Origin of the sequence: Sporosarcina sp. FSL K6-2383, from assembly GCF_038618305.1 — a bacterium.
GTDB lineage: Bacteria > Bacillota > Bacilli > Bacillales_A > Planococcaceae > Sporosarcina.
In genome coordinates, this window is record NZ_CP152017.1 from 482887 (window position 1) to 499147 (window position 16261).

At 43.4% G+C, this 16261-nt stretch carries 14 protein-coding genes, 1 tRNA gene, 1 other RNA gene and 1 other annotated feature; of the genes, 12 read left to right on the forward strand and 4 right to left on the reverse strand.

The window, feature by feature from the left end:
* Positions 1-3 precede the first annotated feature (3 nt).
* Positions 4-1347: a serine hydrolase gene (locus MKZ10_RS02560; RefSeq protein ID WP_342507607.1), complete on the forward strand. Its 1344-nt coding sequence runs from the start codon at positions 4-6 to the stop codon at positions 1345-1347.
* 19 nt (positions 1348-1366) lie between these two features.
* On the opposite strand, the gene MKZ10_RS02565 is transcribed toward MKZ10_RS02560, so the two are convergent.
* Positions 1367-2782: a PLP-dependent aminotransferase family protein gene (locus tag MKZ10_RS02565; RefSeq protein WP_342507608.1), complete on the reverse strand. Its 1416-nt coding sequence runs from the start codon at positions 2780-2782 to the stop codon at positions 1367-1369.
* A gap of 157 nt (positions 2783-2939) precedes the next feature.
* On the opposite strand from MKZ10_RS02565, the gene MKZ10_RS02570 reads away from it, so the two are divergent.
* Together MKZ10_RS02570 and serS are read left to right on the forward strand one after the other, a co-directional pair.
* Positions 2940-3512: an NUDIX domain-containing protein gene (locus MKZ10_RS02570; protein ID WP_342507611.1), complete on the forward strand. Its 573-nt coding sequence runs from the start codon at positions 2940-2942 to the stop codon at positions 3510-3512.
* 82 nt (positions 3513-3594) lie between these two features.
* Positions 3595-3814, forward strand: a binding site (T-box leader).
* A 71-nt stretch (positions 3815-3885) separates the two neighbouring features.
* A complete protein-coding gene (gene serS / locus MKZ10_RS02575; protein ID WP_342507612.1) occupies positions 3886-5163 on the forward strand; it encodes a serine--tRNA ligase in 1278 nt (425 codons plus the stop codon).
* Between the two features lie 76 nt (positions 5164-5239).
* On the opposite strand, the gene tadA is transcribed toward serS, so the two are convergent.
* Positions 5240-5743, reverse strand: a complete 504-nt coding sequence (gene tadA, locus MKZ10_RS02580; RefSeq protein ID WP_342507615.1) for a tRNA adenosine(34) deaminase TadA — start codon at positions 5741-5743, stop codon at positions 5240-5242.
* Positions 5744-5986: 243 nt separating this feature from the next.
* On the opposite strand from tadA, the gene MKZ10_RS02585 reads away from it, so the two are divergent.
* From MKZ10_RS02585 to MKZ10_RS02600, 4 genes are all read left to right on the forward strand, one after another.
* Positions 5987-6634: a deoxynucleoside kinase gene (locus MKZ10_RS02585; protein ID WP_342507617.1), complete on the forward strand. Its 648-nt coding sequence runs from the start codon at positions 5987-5989 to the stop codon at positions 6632-6634.
* On the forward strand, positions 6621-7289 hold the full coding sequence (locus MKZ10_RS02590) for a deoxynucleoside kinase (protein ID WP_342507619.1): 669 nt from the start codon (positions 6621-6623) through the stop codon (positions 7287-7289). The genes MKZ10_RS02585 and MKZ10_RS02590 overlap by 14 nt, the downstream gene beginning before the upstream one ends.
* 134 nt (positions 7290-7423) lie before the next feature.
* Positions 7424-8053 carry an acetylglutamate kinase gene (locus MKZ10_RS02595; protein WP_342507620.1) on the forward strand — a complete coding sequence of 210 codons (630 nt, stop codon included), beginning with the start codon at positions 7424-7426 and terminating at the stop codon, positions 8051-8053.
* 30 nt (positions 8054-8083) lie between these two features.
* Entirely contained in the window at positions 8084-8740 is a 657-nt protein-coding gene (locus MKZ10_RS02600) for a hypothetical protein (protein WP_342507622.1), read from the forward strand.
* A gap of 151 nt (positions 8741-8891) precedes the next feature.
* Here the strand turns inward: MKZ10_RS02600 and MKZ10_RS02605 are convergent, their stop codons facing one another.
* Positions 8892-10259 (reverse strand): aspartate kinase, encoded by a 1368-nt coding sequence (locus tag MKZ10_RS02605; RefSeq protein WP_342507624.1) that lies wholly within the window; start codon positions 10257-10259, stop codon positions 8892-8894.
* A 156-nt stretch (positions 10260-10415) separates the two neighbouring features.
* On the opposite strand from MKZ10_RS02605, the gene MKZ10_RS02610 reads away from it, so the two are divergent.
* The 3 genes from MKZ10_RS02610 to thrB are packed head-to-tail and all read left to right on the forward strand — an operon-like array spanning position 10416 to position 13662.
* Positions 10416-11708 carry a homoserine dehydrogenase gene (locus MKZ10_RS02610; protein WP_342507626.1) on the forward strand — a complete coding sequence of 431 codons (1293 nt, stop codon included), beginning with the start codon at positions 10416-10418 and terminating at the stop codon, positions 11706-11708.
* A 2-nt stretch (positions 11709-11710) separates the two neighbouring features.
* Positions 11711-12769 carry a threonine synthase gene (gene thrC, locus MKZ10_RS02615; RefSeq protein WP_342509979.1) on the forward strand — a complete coding sequence of 353 codons (1059 nt, stop codon included), beginning with the start codon at positions 11711-11713 and terminating at the stop codon, positions 12767-12769.
* Positions 12769-13662, forward strand: a complete 894-nt coding sequence (thrB, locus tag MKZ10_RS02620; protein WP_342507627.1) for a homoserine kinase — start codon at positions 12769-12771, stop codon at positions 13660-13662. The genes thrC and thrB overlap by 1 nt, the downstream gene beginning before the upstream one ends.
* A gap of 122 nt (positions 13663-13784) precedes the next feature.
* Here thrB and MKZ10_RS02625 read toward each other — a convergent pair.
* Positions 13785-13877 (reverse strand) — tRNA-Ser (locus MKZ10_RS02625).
* 128 nt (positions 13878-14005) lie between these two features.
* Between MKZ10_RS02625 and ffs the strand changes: the two genes are divergently transcribed.
* Together ffs and dnaX are read left to right on the forward strand one after the other, a co-directional pair.
* Positions 14006-14272: signal recognition particle sRNA large type (gene ffs, locus MKZ10_RS02630), an RNA gene on the forward strand.
* Positions 14273-14483: 211 nt separating this feature from the next.
* Positions 14484-16241, forward strand: coding sequence for a DNA polymerase III subunit gamma/tau (gene dnaX / locus MKZ10_RS02635; RefSeq protein WP_342507629.1), 1758 nt, complete (start codon positions 14484-14486; stop codon positions 16239-16241).
* Positions 16242-16261: the final 20 nt, after the last annotated feature.

Sequence of the window (16261 nt, forward strand, 5' to 3'; positions counted from 1 at the left end):
ATAGTGAAACACAAAATGAGGAAATGGGTGGCTGTATTGTTAATGCCACTACTAGTAGTAACAACATTCGGCATAGCTCCAGTTAAAGCGGAGTCTCCATTGGGTATCCATGTGGATGGTGCTATTTTAATTGATGCAGAAAGTGGAAAAATCTTATATGAAGAAAATGCAGATACACCACTAGGCATTGCAAGTATGACAAAAATGATGACAGAGTATCTCCTTTTTGAGGCGATTAAAGAAGGAAAAATAAGCTGGGATCAAGAATATAAAGTGAACGACTACTCATATGCGATTTCACAGGATCGACGTCTTAGTAACGTACCGCTACGAAGAGATGGTACGTATACCATTCGTGAATTATATGAAGCAGTCGCCATCTATTCTGCAAATGCAGCGACAATTGCTGTTGCTGAAACGATTGCAGGTACAGAAACTGAGTTTGTGAAGCTGATGAATGCAAAAGCAGAAGAGCTTGGCTTGAAAGATTATAAATTTGTCAATTCGACTGGTTTGAATAATAGCGATCTACAGGGGATGCATCCACAAGGGACAGGCGCAGAGGACGAGAACGTCATGCCTGCAAAGTCTGTTGCGAAGCTTGCTTATCATTTGCTTCATGATTATCCAGAAGTTCTGGAAACAACAAAAATCAATACAAAAATTTTCCGTGAAGGTACAACGGATGCCATCAAGATGGACAACTGGAATTTCATGCTTCCGGGGTTCGTTTATGAATATGCAGGTGTTGACGGTCTGAAAACAGGTACAACGAATTTTGCAGGGCATTCCTTTACAGGGACTGCAACACGTGATGGAAAGCGGATTATTTCTGTGGTCATGAAAGCGGTCGATGCAAACGGTGTCGGTTCATACAAAGCACGATTCGACGCAACACGCGCTTTGTTTGATTATGGTTTTAGCCAATTCTCTGAGGTAGAATTCGTTCCCGCTGGTTATCAGTTTGATGATCAAAAAGAACTCGATGTGATTAAAGGCAAAGAAAAACAAGTATCCATTGCAGTGAAGGAACCCATTCGTATGATGGTCAAAACGAGTGAAAAGGAATTGTATGTTCCTGAATTAACGATTGATGAATCAAAATTGAAAGAGGGTTCACTTCAAGCACCAGTTGAACAAGATGCGGTTGTCGGTCATGTGAAGCTGGTGAAAACAGAAGGAACTGATTATGGCTTCATTGACGCCGATAGTCCAGGAGTTGATGTTGTCACAAAGGCTGCTGTCGATAAGGCAGGTTGGTTCTCCCTAATGATGGGTGCGATTGGTGACTTCTTCGCGGGAATTTGGAATGGCGCAACTGGTTTTGTTAAAGGTTTGTTTAAATAAAATAAAAGACGCGGGATCCTTAACTGGATTCCGCGTCTTTTTCAATATGCCAACTTTTCATGAGGGCGTCCACGGTCTCTGCTATTTCATCGACAGATAGTCCGCCAAAGCCAATTAGGAATGAGGGCTCACCTGTCATCGGAGCTGTTCTGTAACCGTTTAGACCATAGACACGGATATTCGCTAGACTAGCGGCTTCTACCAGCGAATCTTCAGTGGCATGGGTATGGACGGTGATAATGATATGCATACCTGCTTCATCACCAGAAAATGAGATGTAAGGCGCGTAAGCCGTGAGTGCTTCGGCTAGAACTTGCAGTTTACGTCGATAAATTTTACGCATTCTATTCAAATGACGTGAAAAATGCCCATCTGCCATGAAGCGCGCAAGAATATGCTGGTCGAGTCGTGGTACGGTAGCCGCGTAATAAATAAAGGCTTTCTCATATCTGTCGAGCAATACGGGCGGGAGCACCATGTAGGCAATCCGTAGCGATGGCATGAGCGATTTTGAAAATGTACTCAAATAGATGACGTTGCCGCCTTTGTCCATTCCTTGCAAGGATGGGATGGGGCGTCCTGTATAACGAAATTCGCTATCATAATCATCTTCAATAATGAAATGCTCGTCTTGCGCCGAAGCCCAGTTTACTAAAGCGGTCCTGCGAGCCGCAGAAAGGACGGTGCCAGTTGGGAACTGATGTGAGGGTGTCACATAGGCAACGGTTGCCCCTGAGCGCTGGAGAGCCCGTACATCTAACCCTTCTTCATCGACGGCAATAGGTATTGCTTTTCGATCATTGTGAAAAAAGACATGATGCGTCAGTGGATAACCAGGGTCTTCAATCGCATAGGTTGCATTTTTACCAAGGATTCGGATAACGAGTGGCATGAGCTGTTCTGTTCCAGAGCCAATAATGACTTGCTCTGGTGTACAATCGACGCCACGGGAATGATATAGATAGCGTGCAATTTCTTGTCGCAGCTCGCTATCACCGTGAGGATGGCCGAGCAGCAGAAGGTTCTGTGAAGATTCGTCGATGACATCTTTAGCGTATTTCCGCCATTGCGTGAATGGAAATGATTCTGTATCAATTTTACCGGGTGAAAAATCAATGGATACATCTTCTTTTTTTCGATGGATGGATTTCGCTGTAAGTTCTACAGGTTGAACATAGGCAAGTTCTTCAATGGCTTGTACATAATATCCTTTGCGAGGTTTAGATGAAATGAACCCCTCAGCTACAAGTTGTGAATAAGCAAATTCGACGGTTGTCTGACTAATATTCAGAAAATCACTAAGTTTACGTTTGGAAGGAAGTTTCATGCCGATAGGTAATTTGCCATTGGTAATATCTCGACGGATTTGGTCGTAAATCTGCTCGTATAATGGAACACTTTGATTTTTTTCTAACTTAATTAATAGCATATCCATTGTGATCATCCTATCTGACCTTTTCGATTTATAGGGAATCAGTAATTTTAACAAGGTCAATTTCATTATACTGAGTACTGGGAAAATAGGGAAGGTGAAAATAAATCTTCGGGTATATTTCTTTGCATTTTTGTATACTAGAATGGAGGTGGTAGATGTGGAAAGATTAAAAGTTTTTGACGAAAGCTATACATACGTGAAAGAAGCCAGCCGGGATGAAGTGCACCGACAAGGACTATGGCACGAAACATTTCATTGTTGGTTGATTGATGATGAATTTGTCTACATTCAAAAAAGAAGTGCTACGAAAAAAGACTTTCCGAGTTTATTTGACATTACAGCTGCCGGTCATATTTTGGCGACGGAGACGGTGATGGATGGGATTCGTGAAGTAGAGGAAGAGTTAGGATTAGTGGTGGATTTGACAAAAATACATTCGAAAGGCATTGTACAGGATATCATTAGATTACCGGGCTTTATCGACCGTGAATTTGCAAATGTATTTATCTATCAATCCACGTATAAGCCGAGCCAATTTTTACTACAACAAGAGGAAGTGGCAAGTGTGCATGCAGTGGAAAAATCGGTATTGGTGGCTCTTTTTTTTACGGAGTTGGAAACGGTGCTTTGTACTAATATTTTTGACGGAATGACGTCGGAAATAGGATTGTCTGATTTTGTACCCCATGAACGAGCTTATTTTGAACAGATTGCGTTGTTACTGAAATAGGAGCTGTTGAAAGCGAATACAATTCTTCGCTGTAAGGCTTGCCAAAACGGTGTGCATGTAGTAAGGTATTTGTAATTGCAAATAGGAGACGATGATGGAAAGCAGTAGCAAGCACGTTTTTTTGAAGAGAGCCGACGGGTGGTGAGAGTCGGTAAAAACACTTGTGAATCCGTTCCTGAGTAGCTGGGCTGAACGAATGAGTAAGCCTATGCCGGTATTTGAACCGTTATTTCAATGAAGTGGATTGGATGATACATGTCCGGTCAATTTGGGTGGCAACGCGGGTAGTTCTCGTCCCTTTTATTAGGGGATTTGAGGGCTTTTTTTATTGCCTAGAATCCATCATCGTCAATATTTTAAGGAGGAATTGTCCATGCTTGATATTAAAAAAGTTCGTGCCAATTTCGATGAAGTGAAGGAAAAGCTCGCGAAACGCGGGGAAGACCTTTCAGATTTCGATAAATTCGGTGGTCTCGATGAAAAACGCAGAGAATTGATTGCAAAAGTAGAAGTATTGAAAGCAGAACGTAATGAAGTATCCCAAAAGGTTGCAGAAATGAAACGCAATAAAGAGGACGCAGATGAATTAATTGCACGTATGCGTGCGGTTGGAGACGACATTAAAAAACTCGACGAGGAACTTAGCCAGGTAGAGGAACAACTCGAGTACATTATGATGCGTATTCCAAATATCCCACATGAAAGCGTTCCTGTTGGTGATAGTGAGGATGACAACGTTGAAGTGGCTACTTGGGGAGAGCTCCCAGTATTTGAATTTGAACCGAAGCCACACTGGGAAATCGGTACGGACTTGAAGCTGCTTGATTTCGAGCGAGCTGCGAAAGTAACGGGAAGTCGTTTCGTCTTTTACCGTGGGATGGGTGCTCGTTTAGAGCGTGCGTTGATCAACTTCATGATGGACTTGCATCAGGATGAGCATGGCTATGAGGAAATGCTTCCTCCCTATATGGTTAATCGTGCGAGCTTGACGGGAACAGGACAACTTCCGAAGTTTGAAGAGGATGCGTTTTTGATTCAAGAAGAGGATTATTTCTTAATTCCAACGTCTGAAGTGCCTGTTACGAACTTTTACCGCGATGAAATTTTGGATAATGCACAGCTTCCGGTCGCGTTTGCTGCGTATAGCACAAACTTCCGATCAGAGGCGGGATCTGCGGGCCGTGATACGCGTGGATTGATCCGTCAACATCAGTTTAACAAGGTGGAGCTGGTTCGTTTTGTGAAACCGGAAGATTCTTATGATGAATTGGAGAAATTGACAGGACATGCAGAGAAAGTGTTGCAGCTGTTAAAGCTTCCATACCGTAAGTTGAAAATGTGTACAGCAGATCTTGGCTTTACGGCTGCTAAAAAGTATGATCTTGAAGTATGGATTCCAACACAGAATCTTTACCGTGAAATCTCATCTTGTTCAAACTTTGAAGACTTCCAAGCACGTCGCGCGCATATTCGTTTCCGTCGTGAAGCGGGCGCGAAGCCTGAGTATGTGCATACATTGAATGGTAGTGGTTTAGCGATTGGTCGTACAGTAGCGGCGATCCTTGAAAATTACCAGCAGGAAGACGGCTCAGTTGTCATTCCAGAAGTGTTGCGTCCGTATATGGGTGGAAAAGAAGTTATTACGAAGTAATTAATTCACGTGTTCACTGTACTCCGGTGTCTAGTTACTGACACATTCAGTGGAATTAAAAAGGCGCGCGCTGAAGTCATTCGACTTTTTGCGCCGCCTCTTTTTTTGCATTCTTTTTACGTTCTCTTATCGCCTTGAAAAAAGTCGTCAGCATCTCGCCACATTCATCTGCCAACACACCCTCGACTACATCACATTCATGATTGAAGCGTGGGTCGTTCAACAGACGATATAATGAGTCGACACAACCGCCCTTCGGATCGCGGGCGGCGTAAACAACGCGTGGAATTCTGGATTGTAAAATTGCACCTGCGCACATTGGGCATGGTTCAAGCGTGACGTATAACGTCGTATCTTCTAGCCGCCAGCTACCGATTTCCTGACAGGCTTCTTGAATGGCGGATAGTTCTGCATGGGTGACAGCATTTTGCGTAGTTTCCCGCAAATTATGTGCACGCGCAATGACTTGGTCATTATGGACAATGATTGCGCCTATTGGTACCTCTCCAATCGCTTGCGCCTTCATCGCTTCTTCTACTGCCAGTTGCATATATCGTCGATCTTTTTCAAATGTAGTCATCTCATCACATCGCTCCTTGAAAGTAGTGTAGCATGAATCAAATACGCTAGGGGCTTTCACTTTGTTTCAGCAGGTATTGAAAGCTCCTGTATTTCCCTCATCACTTTTAGTAAAAAAGTATTTGCCGAATAAAGTTAAAATTGTTCCACGTGAATCATTTCATTGTAATCACTCTATTTTTCATTCCCTTCGTGTGATAAAATAAGGAGCATTACTTATTTGTATTACGAAGGAGGATTTCCGATGTCGGTTCCGTTCATAGCGGTCGAAGGTCCGATTGGTGTTGGAAAAACATCACTTTCCACGGCGATTGCAGACAGACAACAATTCCATCAGCTAAAAGAAATTGTGGATGAAAATCCATTTTTAAATAAATTTTACGATAACATTGAGGAATGGAGCTTCCAAACCGAAATGTTTTTTCTCTGTAACCGCTACAAACAGCTTAGTGATATTAAAAACGAAATTTTAGTAGAAGAGAAATCAGTTGTTGCTGATTATCATATTTTCAAAAACCTCATTTTTGCGAAACGTACACTACGTCCCGAAGAGTATGTGAAGTACGAGGAAATCTATAAAATTTTAACCAAGGACATGCCTGTACCGAACGTGATTGTCTACCTACATGCGAGCTTAGATACGCTCATGAAACGAATAGGTATGCGTGGTCGTGATTTCGAGAAAAACATGGACCCCGCTTATATGGAGCAGCTATCAGAAGACTACGAGACGTTCATCACTTATTTTGAAACGGCACATCCTGAAATTCCTGTGCTTCGATTCAATGGAGATGAGCTAGACTTCGTGAATAATGCTCAGGATTTGCAATTTATTTTAGATACCGTTGATGCAACGATACAAAAAGGAGTAACTGTGAATGAACTTACGTGAAAAATATGGTATTCCAAATAATGCTGTCATTACAATTGCTGGGACGGTTGGTGTTGGGAAATCGACGATGACACAGGCACTTGCAGATGCACTGAATTTTAGGACATCCTTTGAAAATGTCGATCAGAATCCGTATCTCGATCGTTTTTATGATGACTTTGAAAAATGGAGCTTCCATTTGCAAATTTACTTCTTGGCGGAGCGTTTTAAAGAGCAGAAGCGTATTTTTGAATATGGCGGTGGGTTTATCCAAGACCGTTCAATTTATGAGGATACAGGGATTTTTGCGAAAATGCATCAGGAAAAGGGTACGATGGATCCTGTTGATTATGAAACATATACAAATTTATTTGAGGCAATGGTGATGACGCCATATTTCCCGCATCCGACATTACTTGTATATTTGGAAGGGTCGCTGGATGAAATTGTGGCACGTGTTCAAGAGCGTGGTCGTCCAATGGAGCAGCAGACGCCGATTTCCTACTGGGAAGAGATGCACGGACGCTATGATAAGTGGATCAATTCATTCAATACATGTCCAGTGCTGCGACTGAATATTAATGATTATGATCTGATTAAAAACCCACAAGCAGTAGAAACAATTGTCGAACGTATTGGGTATATGCTTGATCAGACAGCATTTTTGAGGAAATGATTATAAGTAAGAAGTGCATTGGGATCAATTATCCAATGCGCTTTTTTGTATTTATCAAGAAGCCCTGAACTTTTGTCTTTCCATGAATAAGATAGAGTGTTTACACTTACGGAAGTTTTGGGAGTTGGGATAGCGTGAATCATTATTGGGGGAGAGTGTATTTATACTGTTATCCGATGCAGCCGTGTTTAATAGGGCCGTTGGACTGTGTGAATAAGGCTGAAGCTGCATTGAGAAGTACAATGCGGCGTTTGTGGGGAGAGCATACTACCTGGACGAGGGCTGCTGTCAGTAGTCTTATTTTTACATTGCCGGACGTTAGCTTTGTTGTAGCACGTCTTTTTCGTACAGCAATCGATTTGGGTGGTGCATTACGACCTTTTTACGGTGATGAGGTAGCCAAGAGGTATAGTCAATTGTTAACAAGGTATATCACACTAGTAGGTGACTTCATCAACGCTACATTAGTAGGAAATGTAGAAAAGGCAGCGACGATAGAAAAAAATTGGTTCCGTAATGGAACGGAGATTACGCTATTTTTAAGTAATATTAACCCTTACCTATCAGCAGTAGAGTTTCAGGAGATGTTTGACGAGCAATTGATGCTCATCAAGCAAGGGATGATGAGTGTATTCGACAAAGATTTTAAAGCGAGCGTAGACCTATTTGACTTAATGGAGATAGGTGTTTTAGAAATGTCGGATACGATAACGGATGCAATTGTTAAGCAATTTCCCTATAAGTTCATGTCGGTGTACGGATGATTGAGTAAGCAGGGAGGGAGAGATTGTAAAATGTACCCTTATTCAAATGAACAGCTTATCTCCCAGACGATGGGATCGACGGATAGTGTGGAACCCTATGCGCAATATACAGCCCCCGTCAGGTATATTTTGGACAATGCGGTTGAGTCACAAGGGAGATACTGCATAAGTAAGGCAGAGGTTGATTTTATAAATATGAATCGACTTTTGTGGATGGAGCATGTTAATTGGACGCGAATGACGATTATTAGTATTGTATTTAGTTTACCTGATTTGTCGTTCGTCCAAGAACGTTTATTGAGAAATGCAACGGATTTGGGGAATTGTTTACGACCTTTCTATGGAGACAAAGTGGCTGATCATTACACTGTACTTATTAAAGAACACCTATTGCTAGCAGCAGAATTAGTCACGGCGGCTACTAAAGGAGAGGCGCAAAAGGCGACGGAGGCGGAGAAGCAGTGGTATCGCAATGCGGATGATATTGCCAAGTTTTTAAGTGGCATCAATCCGTATTTAGGCATGGAAGAAGTAAAGCAAATGTTTTACATGCACTTGGCTTTAACAAAGAATGAAGCCGTTTATATGATACAGAAAAACTATAAAGCAGATGTTGAGGTGTTCGATAAAATCGAAGAGCAGGCCTTAGAAATGTCAGATATGATAGCGGAAGCGATTGTGAGGTAGTTTCCGGGTATGTTCATGCCACAATGCTAATACAAACGGGGTTGTCTAATAAGTTATGAGGTGAATCGTTCTAGAGGGTAATACTATTTATGATTGAAAAAGGGGCTGCCGGCTTGTCATTATGACTTTTCGGCTAACCCCGTTTTTTTATTTAGGAAAGTACAGTAGATTTAACAAAAAACTCCGCATACAACTCCTTCAAAATTTTCGTTTCGTCTTTCTTATGAACGCCAAAGACCAAACTCACTTCGGAAGACCCTTGGTTAATCATTTGGATGCTAGCACCTGTACGTGCGACGGCAGAGGCGGCACGTGCAGCAAGTCCTGTTGAATGACGCATACCTTCACCAACGAGCACAATCATGGAGAAGTCGTTTTGGACATGAACATCATCTGCTTTTAGTTCCTCTTTGACGCGCTGAATGATACGTGCTTCTTTATCTTCATTGATGAATTTGCTTCGCAGGATGACAGATAAGTTATCAATGCCGGATGGTGTATGTTCGAACGGAATTTCTTCTTCTTCTAAAATTTGCAGTAGGCGGCGTCCGAACCCAATTTCTTGGTTCATTAAATATTTGTCAACGAACAGTGTAGAAAATCCATCGTCTGCTGCAATGCCGATAACAGGCTGAGTGGAATTATTACGCTCTTTCACAATCAATGTGCCGGGTGCTTCCGGGTTATTGGTATTTTTAATACATACAGGAACAGACCGACGGAATGCGGGCATCAATGCTTCGTCGTGGAAGACAGAAAATCCTGCATAGGCTAGTTCTCGCATTTCACGGTAAGTCATTTTGTCGATGGCAATGGGGTTATCGACAACTGTTGGATTGGCCGCAAAGACGGAGTCGACGTCTGTGAAGTTTTCATAGAGTTCAGCTTCCGTTGCTGCTGCTAGCAGTGATCCTGTAATATCGGACCCCCCTCGATTGAATGTACGGAGTGTTCCGTCTTCTGTGTAGCCGAAAAAGCCTGGGAAGACGACGATGCCGGGTTCATCGCGCAATTTGACGAGGCGTTCATCGCCTTCTGGCAAAGCACGTACACGCTCAGGTCGATCATTGACGAGCAGTCCTGCTTCTTTAGGACATATGTATTTGGCATCCATGCCGATATGTTTGAAATAGGCGGCAATAAGCTTTGCATTATTATCTTCACCGGATGCTTTTAAATAATCCATATAGAGAACGGGATCATTTTTATCCCTTCCAAGACGTTGTTGTAAATCTTGTTCGATGACGTGGACGATTTCCTCAGAAAGACCAAGTCCTTCAGCAATCAGTCGATAACGATTGACGACTTCTTCAAGTTCGTGAGCTGTTTCTTTATCAGTAAGTGCCTGTTCTGCAAGGCGAATGAGTAAATCTGTTACTTTTTCATCGTCACCAAATCTTTTACCAGGTGCCGAGACGACAATAATTTTACGTGCAGGGTCAGATGTGACGATGGCTGCTACTTTTTTGATTTGCTCAGCTGATGCGACGGATGTTCCCCCAAATTTAGATACTTTCATTTTCATCAAATCCTATCTTTAAATTAGTGACAATTATATGTTTTTTTAGACTTTATCTCGAATCAGGGTTGTTATTGACCGAATATTTCACTATACTGTCCTTATGCAAAGAACGATTGTTTTTTCATAGTGTACATACAGTTAGGAGAATCGTCAATGAAAAATGAGATTAATATTGGATTATTAGGATTTGGAGTTGTAGGAAGTGGCGTCGCTAAAATCTTAGAAAACCATCAAGAAGACTTGCGCCACAAGCTTGGTGTACCTGTGGAGATTAAAAAAGTTCTTGTGAAAGATCAACATAAAAAAAGGGACACCGCGTTGTCGTCAGATATTTTCACAACGGATTTAAATGAGATACTAGAAGATCCATCTATCGATCTCATTGTAGAAGTGATTGGTGGGACGTGTGAGGCGAAAGAAGCCATTGAGAGTTCACTGCGTGCAGGAAAAGGCGTTGTGACAGCTAATAAAGATGTGATGGCGGAATATGGCCCAGGGCTGTTACAGCTAGCGGATGATAATAAATGTGATCTATTTTATGAAGCAAGTGTTGGTGGTGGGATTCCGCTGATTCGCACGTTGGAAGATGGTTTGGCATCTGATCGGATTAGTGCATTGACAGGTATCGTGAACGGTACGACGAACTTTATCCTTACGAAGATGAAGCATGACAAGATGAGCTATGAAGATGCATTGGCAGAGGCAACAGAGCTTGGTTTTGCGGAAGCAGATCCCTCAGCAGACGTTGACGGTATTGATGCTGCGCGTAAAATGGTGATTTTGGCTTCACTGGCATTCTCAACAGAAGTCCTTTTAGAGGATGTGTTTGTCAGGGGACTAAAAGAAATTCGCGACGGTGATTTGGAGCTTGCGGAGCAATTTGGCTATACAGTGAAGTTGGCAGGGTCTGCTAAGAAGAATTCGGATGGTATTGAAGTGGCAGTTGAGCCCGTTCTGTTCCCAAATTCACATCCATTGGCATCAGTGAACAATGAATTCAACGCGGTATATGTGTATGGAGATGCAGTTGGGGAGACAATGTTCTATGGTCCTGGTGCTGGTTCGTTACCGACTGCAACATCTGTTACAGGCGATATTGTAGCCGCATGTCGTAATTTACTGATGGGCGTCAATGGGAAGAGGCCACACGCTCCTCAATATGAACGTAAGGTGAAAAGTGATGAAACGAAGCTGGCGCGTTACTTCCATCGCATTCGTGTGAGGGATGAGATTGGTGTTCTTACGAAGCTGACAGCTATTTATAGTAGTCAAGGTGCAAGTTTAGCGACGGTTATTCAGCACTCCGATAAAACAGAGACTGATGCGGATTTGATTTTCATTACACATCAAATTTCTCGTAAACAGCATTTAAATATTGTCGCTGAATTAAATCAAACACCAGAGGTCATTGGCTTACTAAGTCATTACCGAGTTGAGGGGGAATAATGATGAGAAGATGGAATGGATTGATTGACGAGTATAAGGAATGGTTGCCAGTGACGGAGGAAACGCCGGCATTGACGTTACAGGAAGGAAATACACCACTCATTCACCTAACGAATTTGTCTAAACAATGGGGAATCGAACTTTACGTGAAAACGGAAGGGACGAATCCGACTGGATCTTTCAAAGATCGTGGGATGGTGATGGCGGTTGCGAAGGCCAAAGAGGAAGGGAAAGAAGTCCTTATTTGTGCATCGACTGGGAATACATCGGCATCTGCCGCGGCATATGGCGCGCGTGCAGGGATGCGGACGATTGTTGTTATTCCTGAAGGGAAAATTGCACTTGGGAAATTAGCACAAGCGAAAATGTACGGGGCAGAAATTGTAGAGATTGCTGGTAACTTCGACGTGGCGCTTGATATGGTTCGGGAGGCGGGCGAAGGAAAAGTAGCAGTTGTGAACTCTATTAACCCGTATCGCTTGGAGGGCCAGAAAACGATTGCTTTTGAAGCGATTGAGCAGCTTGGGAGAGTGCCGGACATTTTTGCATTACCAGTAGGGAACGCAGGCAATATTTCAGCGGCTTGGAAAGGCTTTAAAGAATACGCAGAGCGCAAAGGAACTGCTTTACCAGCGTTGCTTGGTGTACAGGCAGACGGGGCAGCACCGATTGTCTATGACCGTGTATTTGAAAACCCTGAAACAGTTGCAACAGCAATCCGTATCGGTAATCCTGCGAGCTGGCAATTGGCGAAAGGTGCACTTGCAGAATCGAACGGCGCAATTTTGTCAGTAACGGATGAAGAGATTTTGGAAGCATACAGCTTGATTGCTTCAACGGAAGGTGTTTTTGCTGAACCAGGATCATGTGCAACGATTGCGGGCATTAAAAAGCGTCTGGATGCGGGAATGATTGAAAAAGGTTCAACGATTGTTGGTGTGTTGACAGGGAATGGGCTGAAGGATCCTGAGACAGCAATTAGGGTGAACGAACAGAAGTCATTACTGTCACGTGATCAATTTGACGCGTTATTGAATGAATTGAAAGAAGGAGCAAAGTAATGGGGGAAGCCAATTTTTCAGTCGTCGTACCCGCTACGACGGCCAATCTTGGCCCAGGCTTTGATAGCATTGGACTTGCGCTTGCTTTATATATGACGGTTGATGTCAAGTTGGCAGAAGAGTGGTTTGTTCAATACGAGGGTGAAGAGTACCAGGGTTTGGCCAGCGGGGAAGATAATCTGATTGTGACGACGATTCAGTATGTGGCGAAACGTTATAATCGAGTGGTCACTCCGCAACAGTTGGTTGTTCGATCGGATATCCCACTTGGAAAAGGGCTTGGCAGTAGCGCAACAGCAATTGCAGGTGGCATTGAAATTGCGAATCAGTTGCTTAAACTGAGTCTTTCATCTAAGGATAAGGTGTTGATTGGTAGCGAATTAGAAGGCCATGCCGACAATGTGTCAGCTGCGTTACTGGGCGGTGTGACGATTTCTTATTTTGACGGGGGTGAGATCGACGTTATTCATCTACCGGAACCTCAAATCGGTGTTATCATCCTTGTTCCACCAAAGGCATTACCGACGAAAGAGTCGCGCGGGCTCCTTCCAGGCGAATTACCACATGCAGTCGCGATTTCAGGTAGTGCTGCAAGTAGCGTGATGACGGCAGCTATCGCACAAGGAGACTGGGAAACCGCAGGCAAGATGATGGAAAAGGATATTTTTCATGAGCCTTATCGCAAGCCTTTATTTCCAGATTTTGAGAAAATTCGTTCCACTTCTCGTGATTACGGAGCATATGGAATGACGATTAGTGGTGCTGGTCCATCGCTGTTCATCGCAGTGAAGCAGGGGGAAGAGGCTGGCGTAGCTAGTAAACTAGCGGCTGAATTTCCTTATTATGACTGCTTAACAATTAAGCCATCTATTGCAGGTGCCATCGTTCGGTAAATGAAAAAGAAGCAGGCCCTAAAATGGGTCTGCTTCTTTTGGTTTTAAGTAAATGTCCAAAATAAAAATCCGTTATCAAATAACGAATTCAATCTCCAAACTTATGCGCTAAGTTGAAAATATGGAGGAGGTAGAGGGATTCGAACCCCCGCGCGGTTTAACCCGCCTGACGGTTTTCAAGACCGTTCCCTTCAGCCGAACTTGGGTATACCTCCGTATCAACAAAATACAATTTATCATGTTTAGATCGCGCTGTCAACAGGTTATCTAATATAAAATAATTGAAATAACTTCACGGATAAATATTTGATTTTTTACGAGACAATGAGTATACTAAGAAATGCCGTGCTAGGTGGGGAGGTAGCGGTGCCCTATCACTTGCAATCCGCTCTAGCAAGACTGAATTCCTTCTCGAGGCTGTCCGTATTGTAGGGTCTGCCTTTTGCACGTAGTGTTGACGTTTGGGTCTCGCGCAATGGAAACCCATGAACCATGTCAGGTCCGGAAGGAAGCAGCATTAAGTGGACTTTTTCATGTGCCGCGGGGTCGCCTAGACCGAGCTGGCGACAGGAGTAACGCTTATGTGCGGCTGCCAGAGGAAGGTGCACGGCTTTAATTTTATAATTCAACTCGTCCATTTTAGGGCGAGTTTTTTATTTTCTTTAGCAGGAACTTAGACTGCATACCCGCATTCAGCGGGCACAATTCGAAATTTGGACGCAATTACGCCGAGGCGTAATTGAATGTTTAAAAATTTATACTCAGGCTATTTGTGTTATACTAGAAATATTATTGCATGGCGTCAAAAGGAGGAAAAACTGTTGGTTTATCAAGCTTTTTATCGTGTATATCGACCTCAGTCGTTTGCTGAGATGTCCGGGCAGCAACATGTAAAACAGACGCTTCAGAATGCCCTCCTTCATAATAAGACGACGCATGCTTATCTATTCTCGGGTCCAAGGGGGACAGGGAAGACGAGTGCCGCAAAAGTCTTTGCAAAAGCGCTGAACTGCGAAAATGGTCCATCAAAAGAACCGTGCAATGAATGTCCAACATGTCTGAGCATTACAGAAGGTTCGAATACAGATGTGATTGAATTCGACGCAGCCTCGAACTCGCGTGTAGAGGAAATGCGTGAGATTATTGAGAAAGTCCGATTTGCCCCGTCGAATGCACGTTTTAAAGTGTATATTATTGATGAAGTACATATGCTTTCAAATTCTGCATTCAATGCTTTGTTGAAAACACTCGAAGAACCGCCATCACATGTTGTTTTCATCTTGGCGACGACGGAACCGCACAAACTACCACTAACAATTATTTCAAGATGTCAGCGCTTTGATTTCAAGCCGATCACACCGATTGATATTATGGATCGGATGAAGGTTGTACTAGCAGACACAGGAATCGAGTTTGATGAGGGGGCATTGAAGGTAATTGCGCAAGCCGCCTCGGGCGGAATGCGAGATGCGCTAAGTATGCTTGACCAAGTCGTATCGTTCAGTGGAGAACGGCTAACTGTTGAAGATGCTTTGCTTGTCACAGGTTCGATTAGTGAAGACATTTTTCATCAGCTGGCGGAAGCATTACTTAGCAAAGATGCTGGGGTGGCACTTTCATTACTTGATCGCTTAATTGCGGAAGGGAAAGATGTATCGAGGCTTGCGGAGGATTTGATTACCTTCTTTAGGGATTTGCTTCTTCTACGAACAGCCCCAGACTTGAAAAACTTGCTGGAGCTCGTATCAGGGGATGAGCGTTTTGGAGAAATGGCGCAGAGATTTAATCCAGATATTTTATATGCTTTTATAGATGTACTGGCGAAAACACAGCAAGAGATGCGGTTTTCCAATCATGCAAAGGTATATATAGAATCTGCGTTATTGAAAATGATTCACCTTGATAGTGGTCCTAGTCAATCGGCAGGTAGCAATGAGGCCGCCGACACGGGGCTTGCGCAGAAAGTAGCGGAGCTGGAGCGGGTTATCGCGAATATGCAACAGCAAATTGCTAGTGGAGTAAGTGTACAAGTGGCTGCGGAGAGAACTGCACAGCCACGAAAAAACGTCTCGAAATCATCGCAGACATTTAAAATCCCGACTGGTAAGATACATGAAGTGCTAACGGCGGCGACAAAACAGGATATCCAGACGATTAGGGAAGAGTGGGCGGGGATGATGCAGACTATGCAAAAATCACATGCCGCACTTCTTGGAGAAACGGAGCCCGTAGCGGCATCCGAGAATGCTTTTGTGTTAAAATTCAAGTATGAAATCCATTGTCTAATGGCTTCTGAAAATCCGTCGCTTCGGTCAGGTTTATCGGATGCCTTACGTTCACGAACGGGCAAGGCGTATGAAGTTGTGTATGTTCCTGAAGAAGGCTGGTTAAAGGTGCGGGGAGAGTTCATCCAAAAAAGTGGGTTGGCAAAACCGCAGGAATCATCCGCTCCTGAAGAGGCAGCCGCCGAAGATATGTTGTCATTCGTGAAGGAAGCCGAACAGGAAAACACAGATCCGATTGTGACAGAGGCAGAAAAGATTTTTGGCAAGGAATTCATAGAGGTCCATGATGACTAACAAATAAGAGGAGGAAATGA

Excerpts from the sequence above, each read along its gene's own strand:
- MKZ10_RS02565 (WP_342507608.1), bottom strand. The coding sequence starts at position 2,782 with ATGGATATGCTATTAATTAAGTTAGAAAAAAATCAAAGTGTTCCATTA.
- serS (WP_342507612.1), top strand. The coding sequence starts at position 3,886 with ATGCTTGATATTAAAAAAGTTCGTGCCAATTTCGATGAAGTGAAGGAA.
- tadA (WP_342507615.1), bottom strand. The coding sequence starts at position 5,743 with ATGACTACATTTGAAAAAGATCGACGATATATGCAACTGGCAGTAGAA.
- MKZ10_RS02585 (WP_342507617.1), top strand. The coding sequence starts at position 5,987 with ATGTCGGTTCCGTTCATAGCGGTCGAAGGTCCGATTGGTGTTGGAAAA.
- MKZ10_RS02590 (WP_342507619.1), top strand. The coding sequence starts at position 6,621 with ATGAACTTACGTGAAAAATATGGTATTCCAAATAATGCTGTCATTACA.
- MKZ10_RS02600 (WP_342507622.1), top strand. The coding sequence starts at position 8,084 with ATGTACCCTTATTCAAATGAACAGCTTATCTCCCAGACGATGGGATCG.
- MKZ10_RS02605 (WP_342507624.1), bottom strand. The coding sequence starts at position 10,259 with ATGAAAGTATCTAAATTTGGGGGAACATCCGTCGCATCAGCTGAGCAA.
- MKZ10_RS02610 (WP_342507626.1), top strand. The coding sequence starts at position 10,416 with ATGAAAAATGAGATTAATATTGGATTATTAGGATTTGGAGTTGTAGGA.
- thrC (WP_342509979.1), top strand. The coding sequence starts at position 11,711 with ATGAGAAGATGGAATGGATTGATTGACGAGTATAAGGAATGGTTGCCA.
- thrB (WP_342507627.1), top strand. The coding sequence starts at position 12,769 with ATGGGGGAAGCCAATTTTTCAGTCGTCGTACCCGCTACGACGGCCAAT.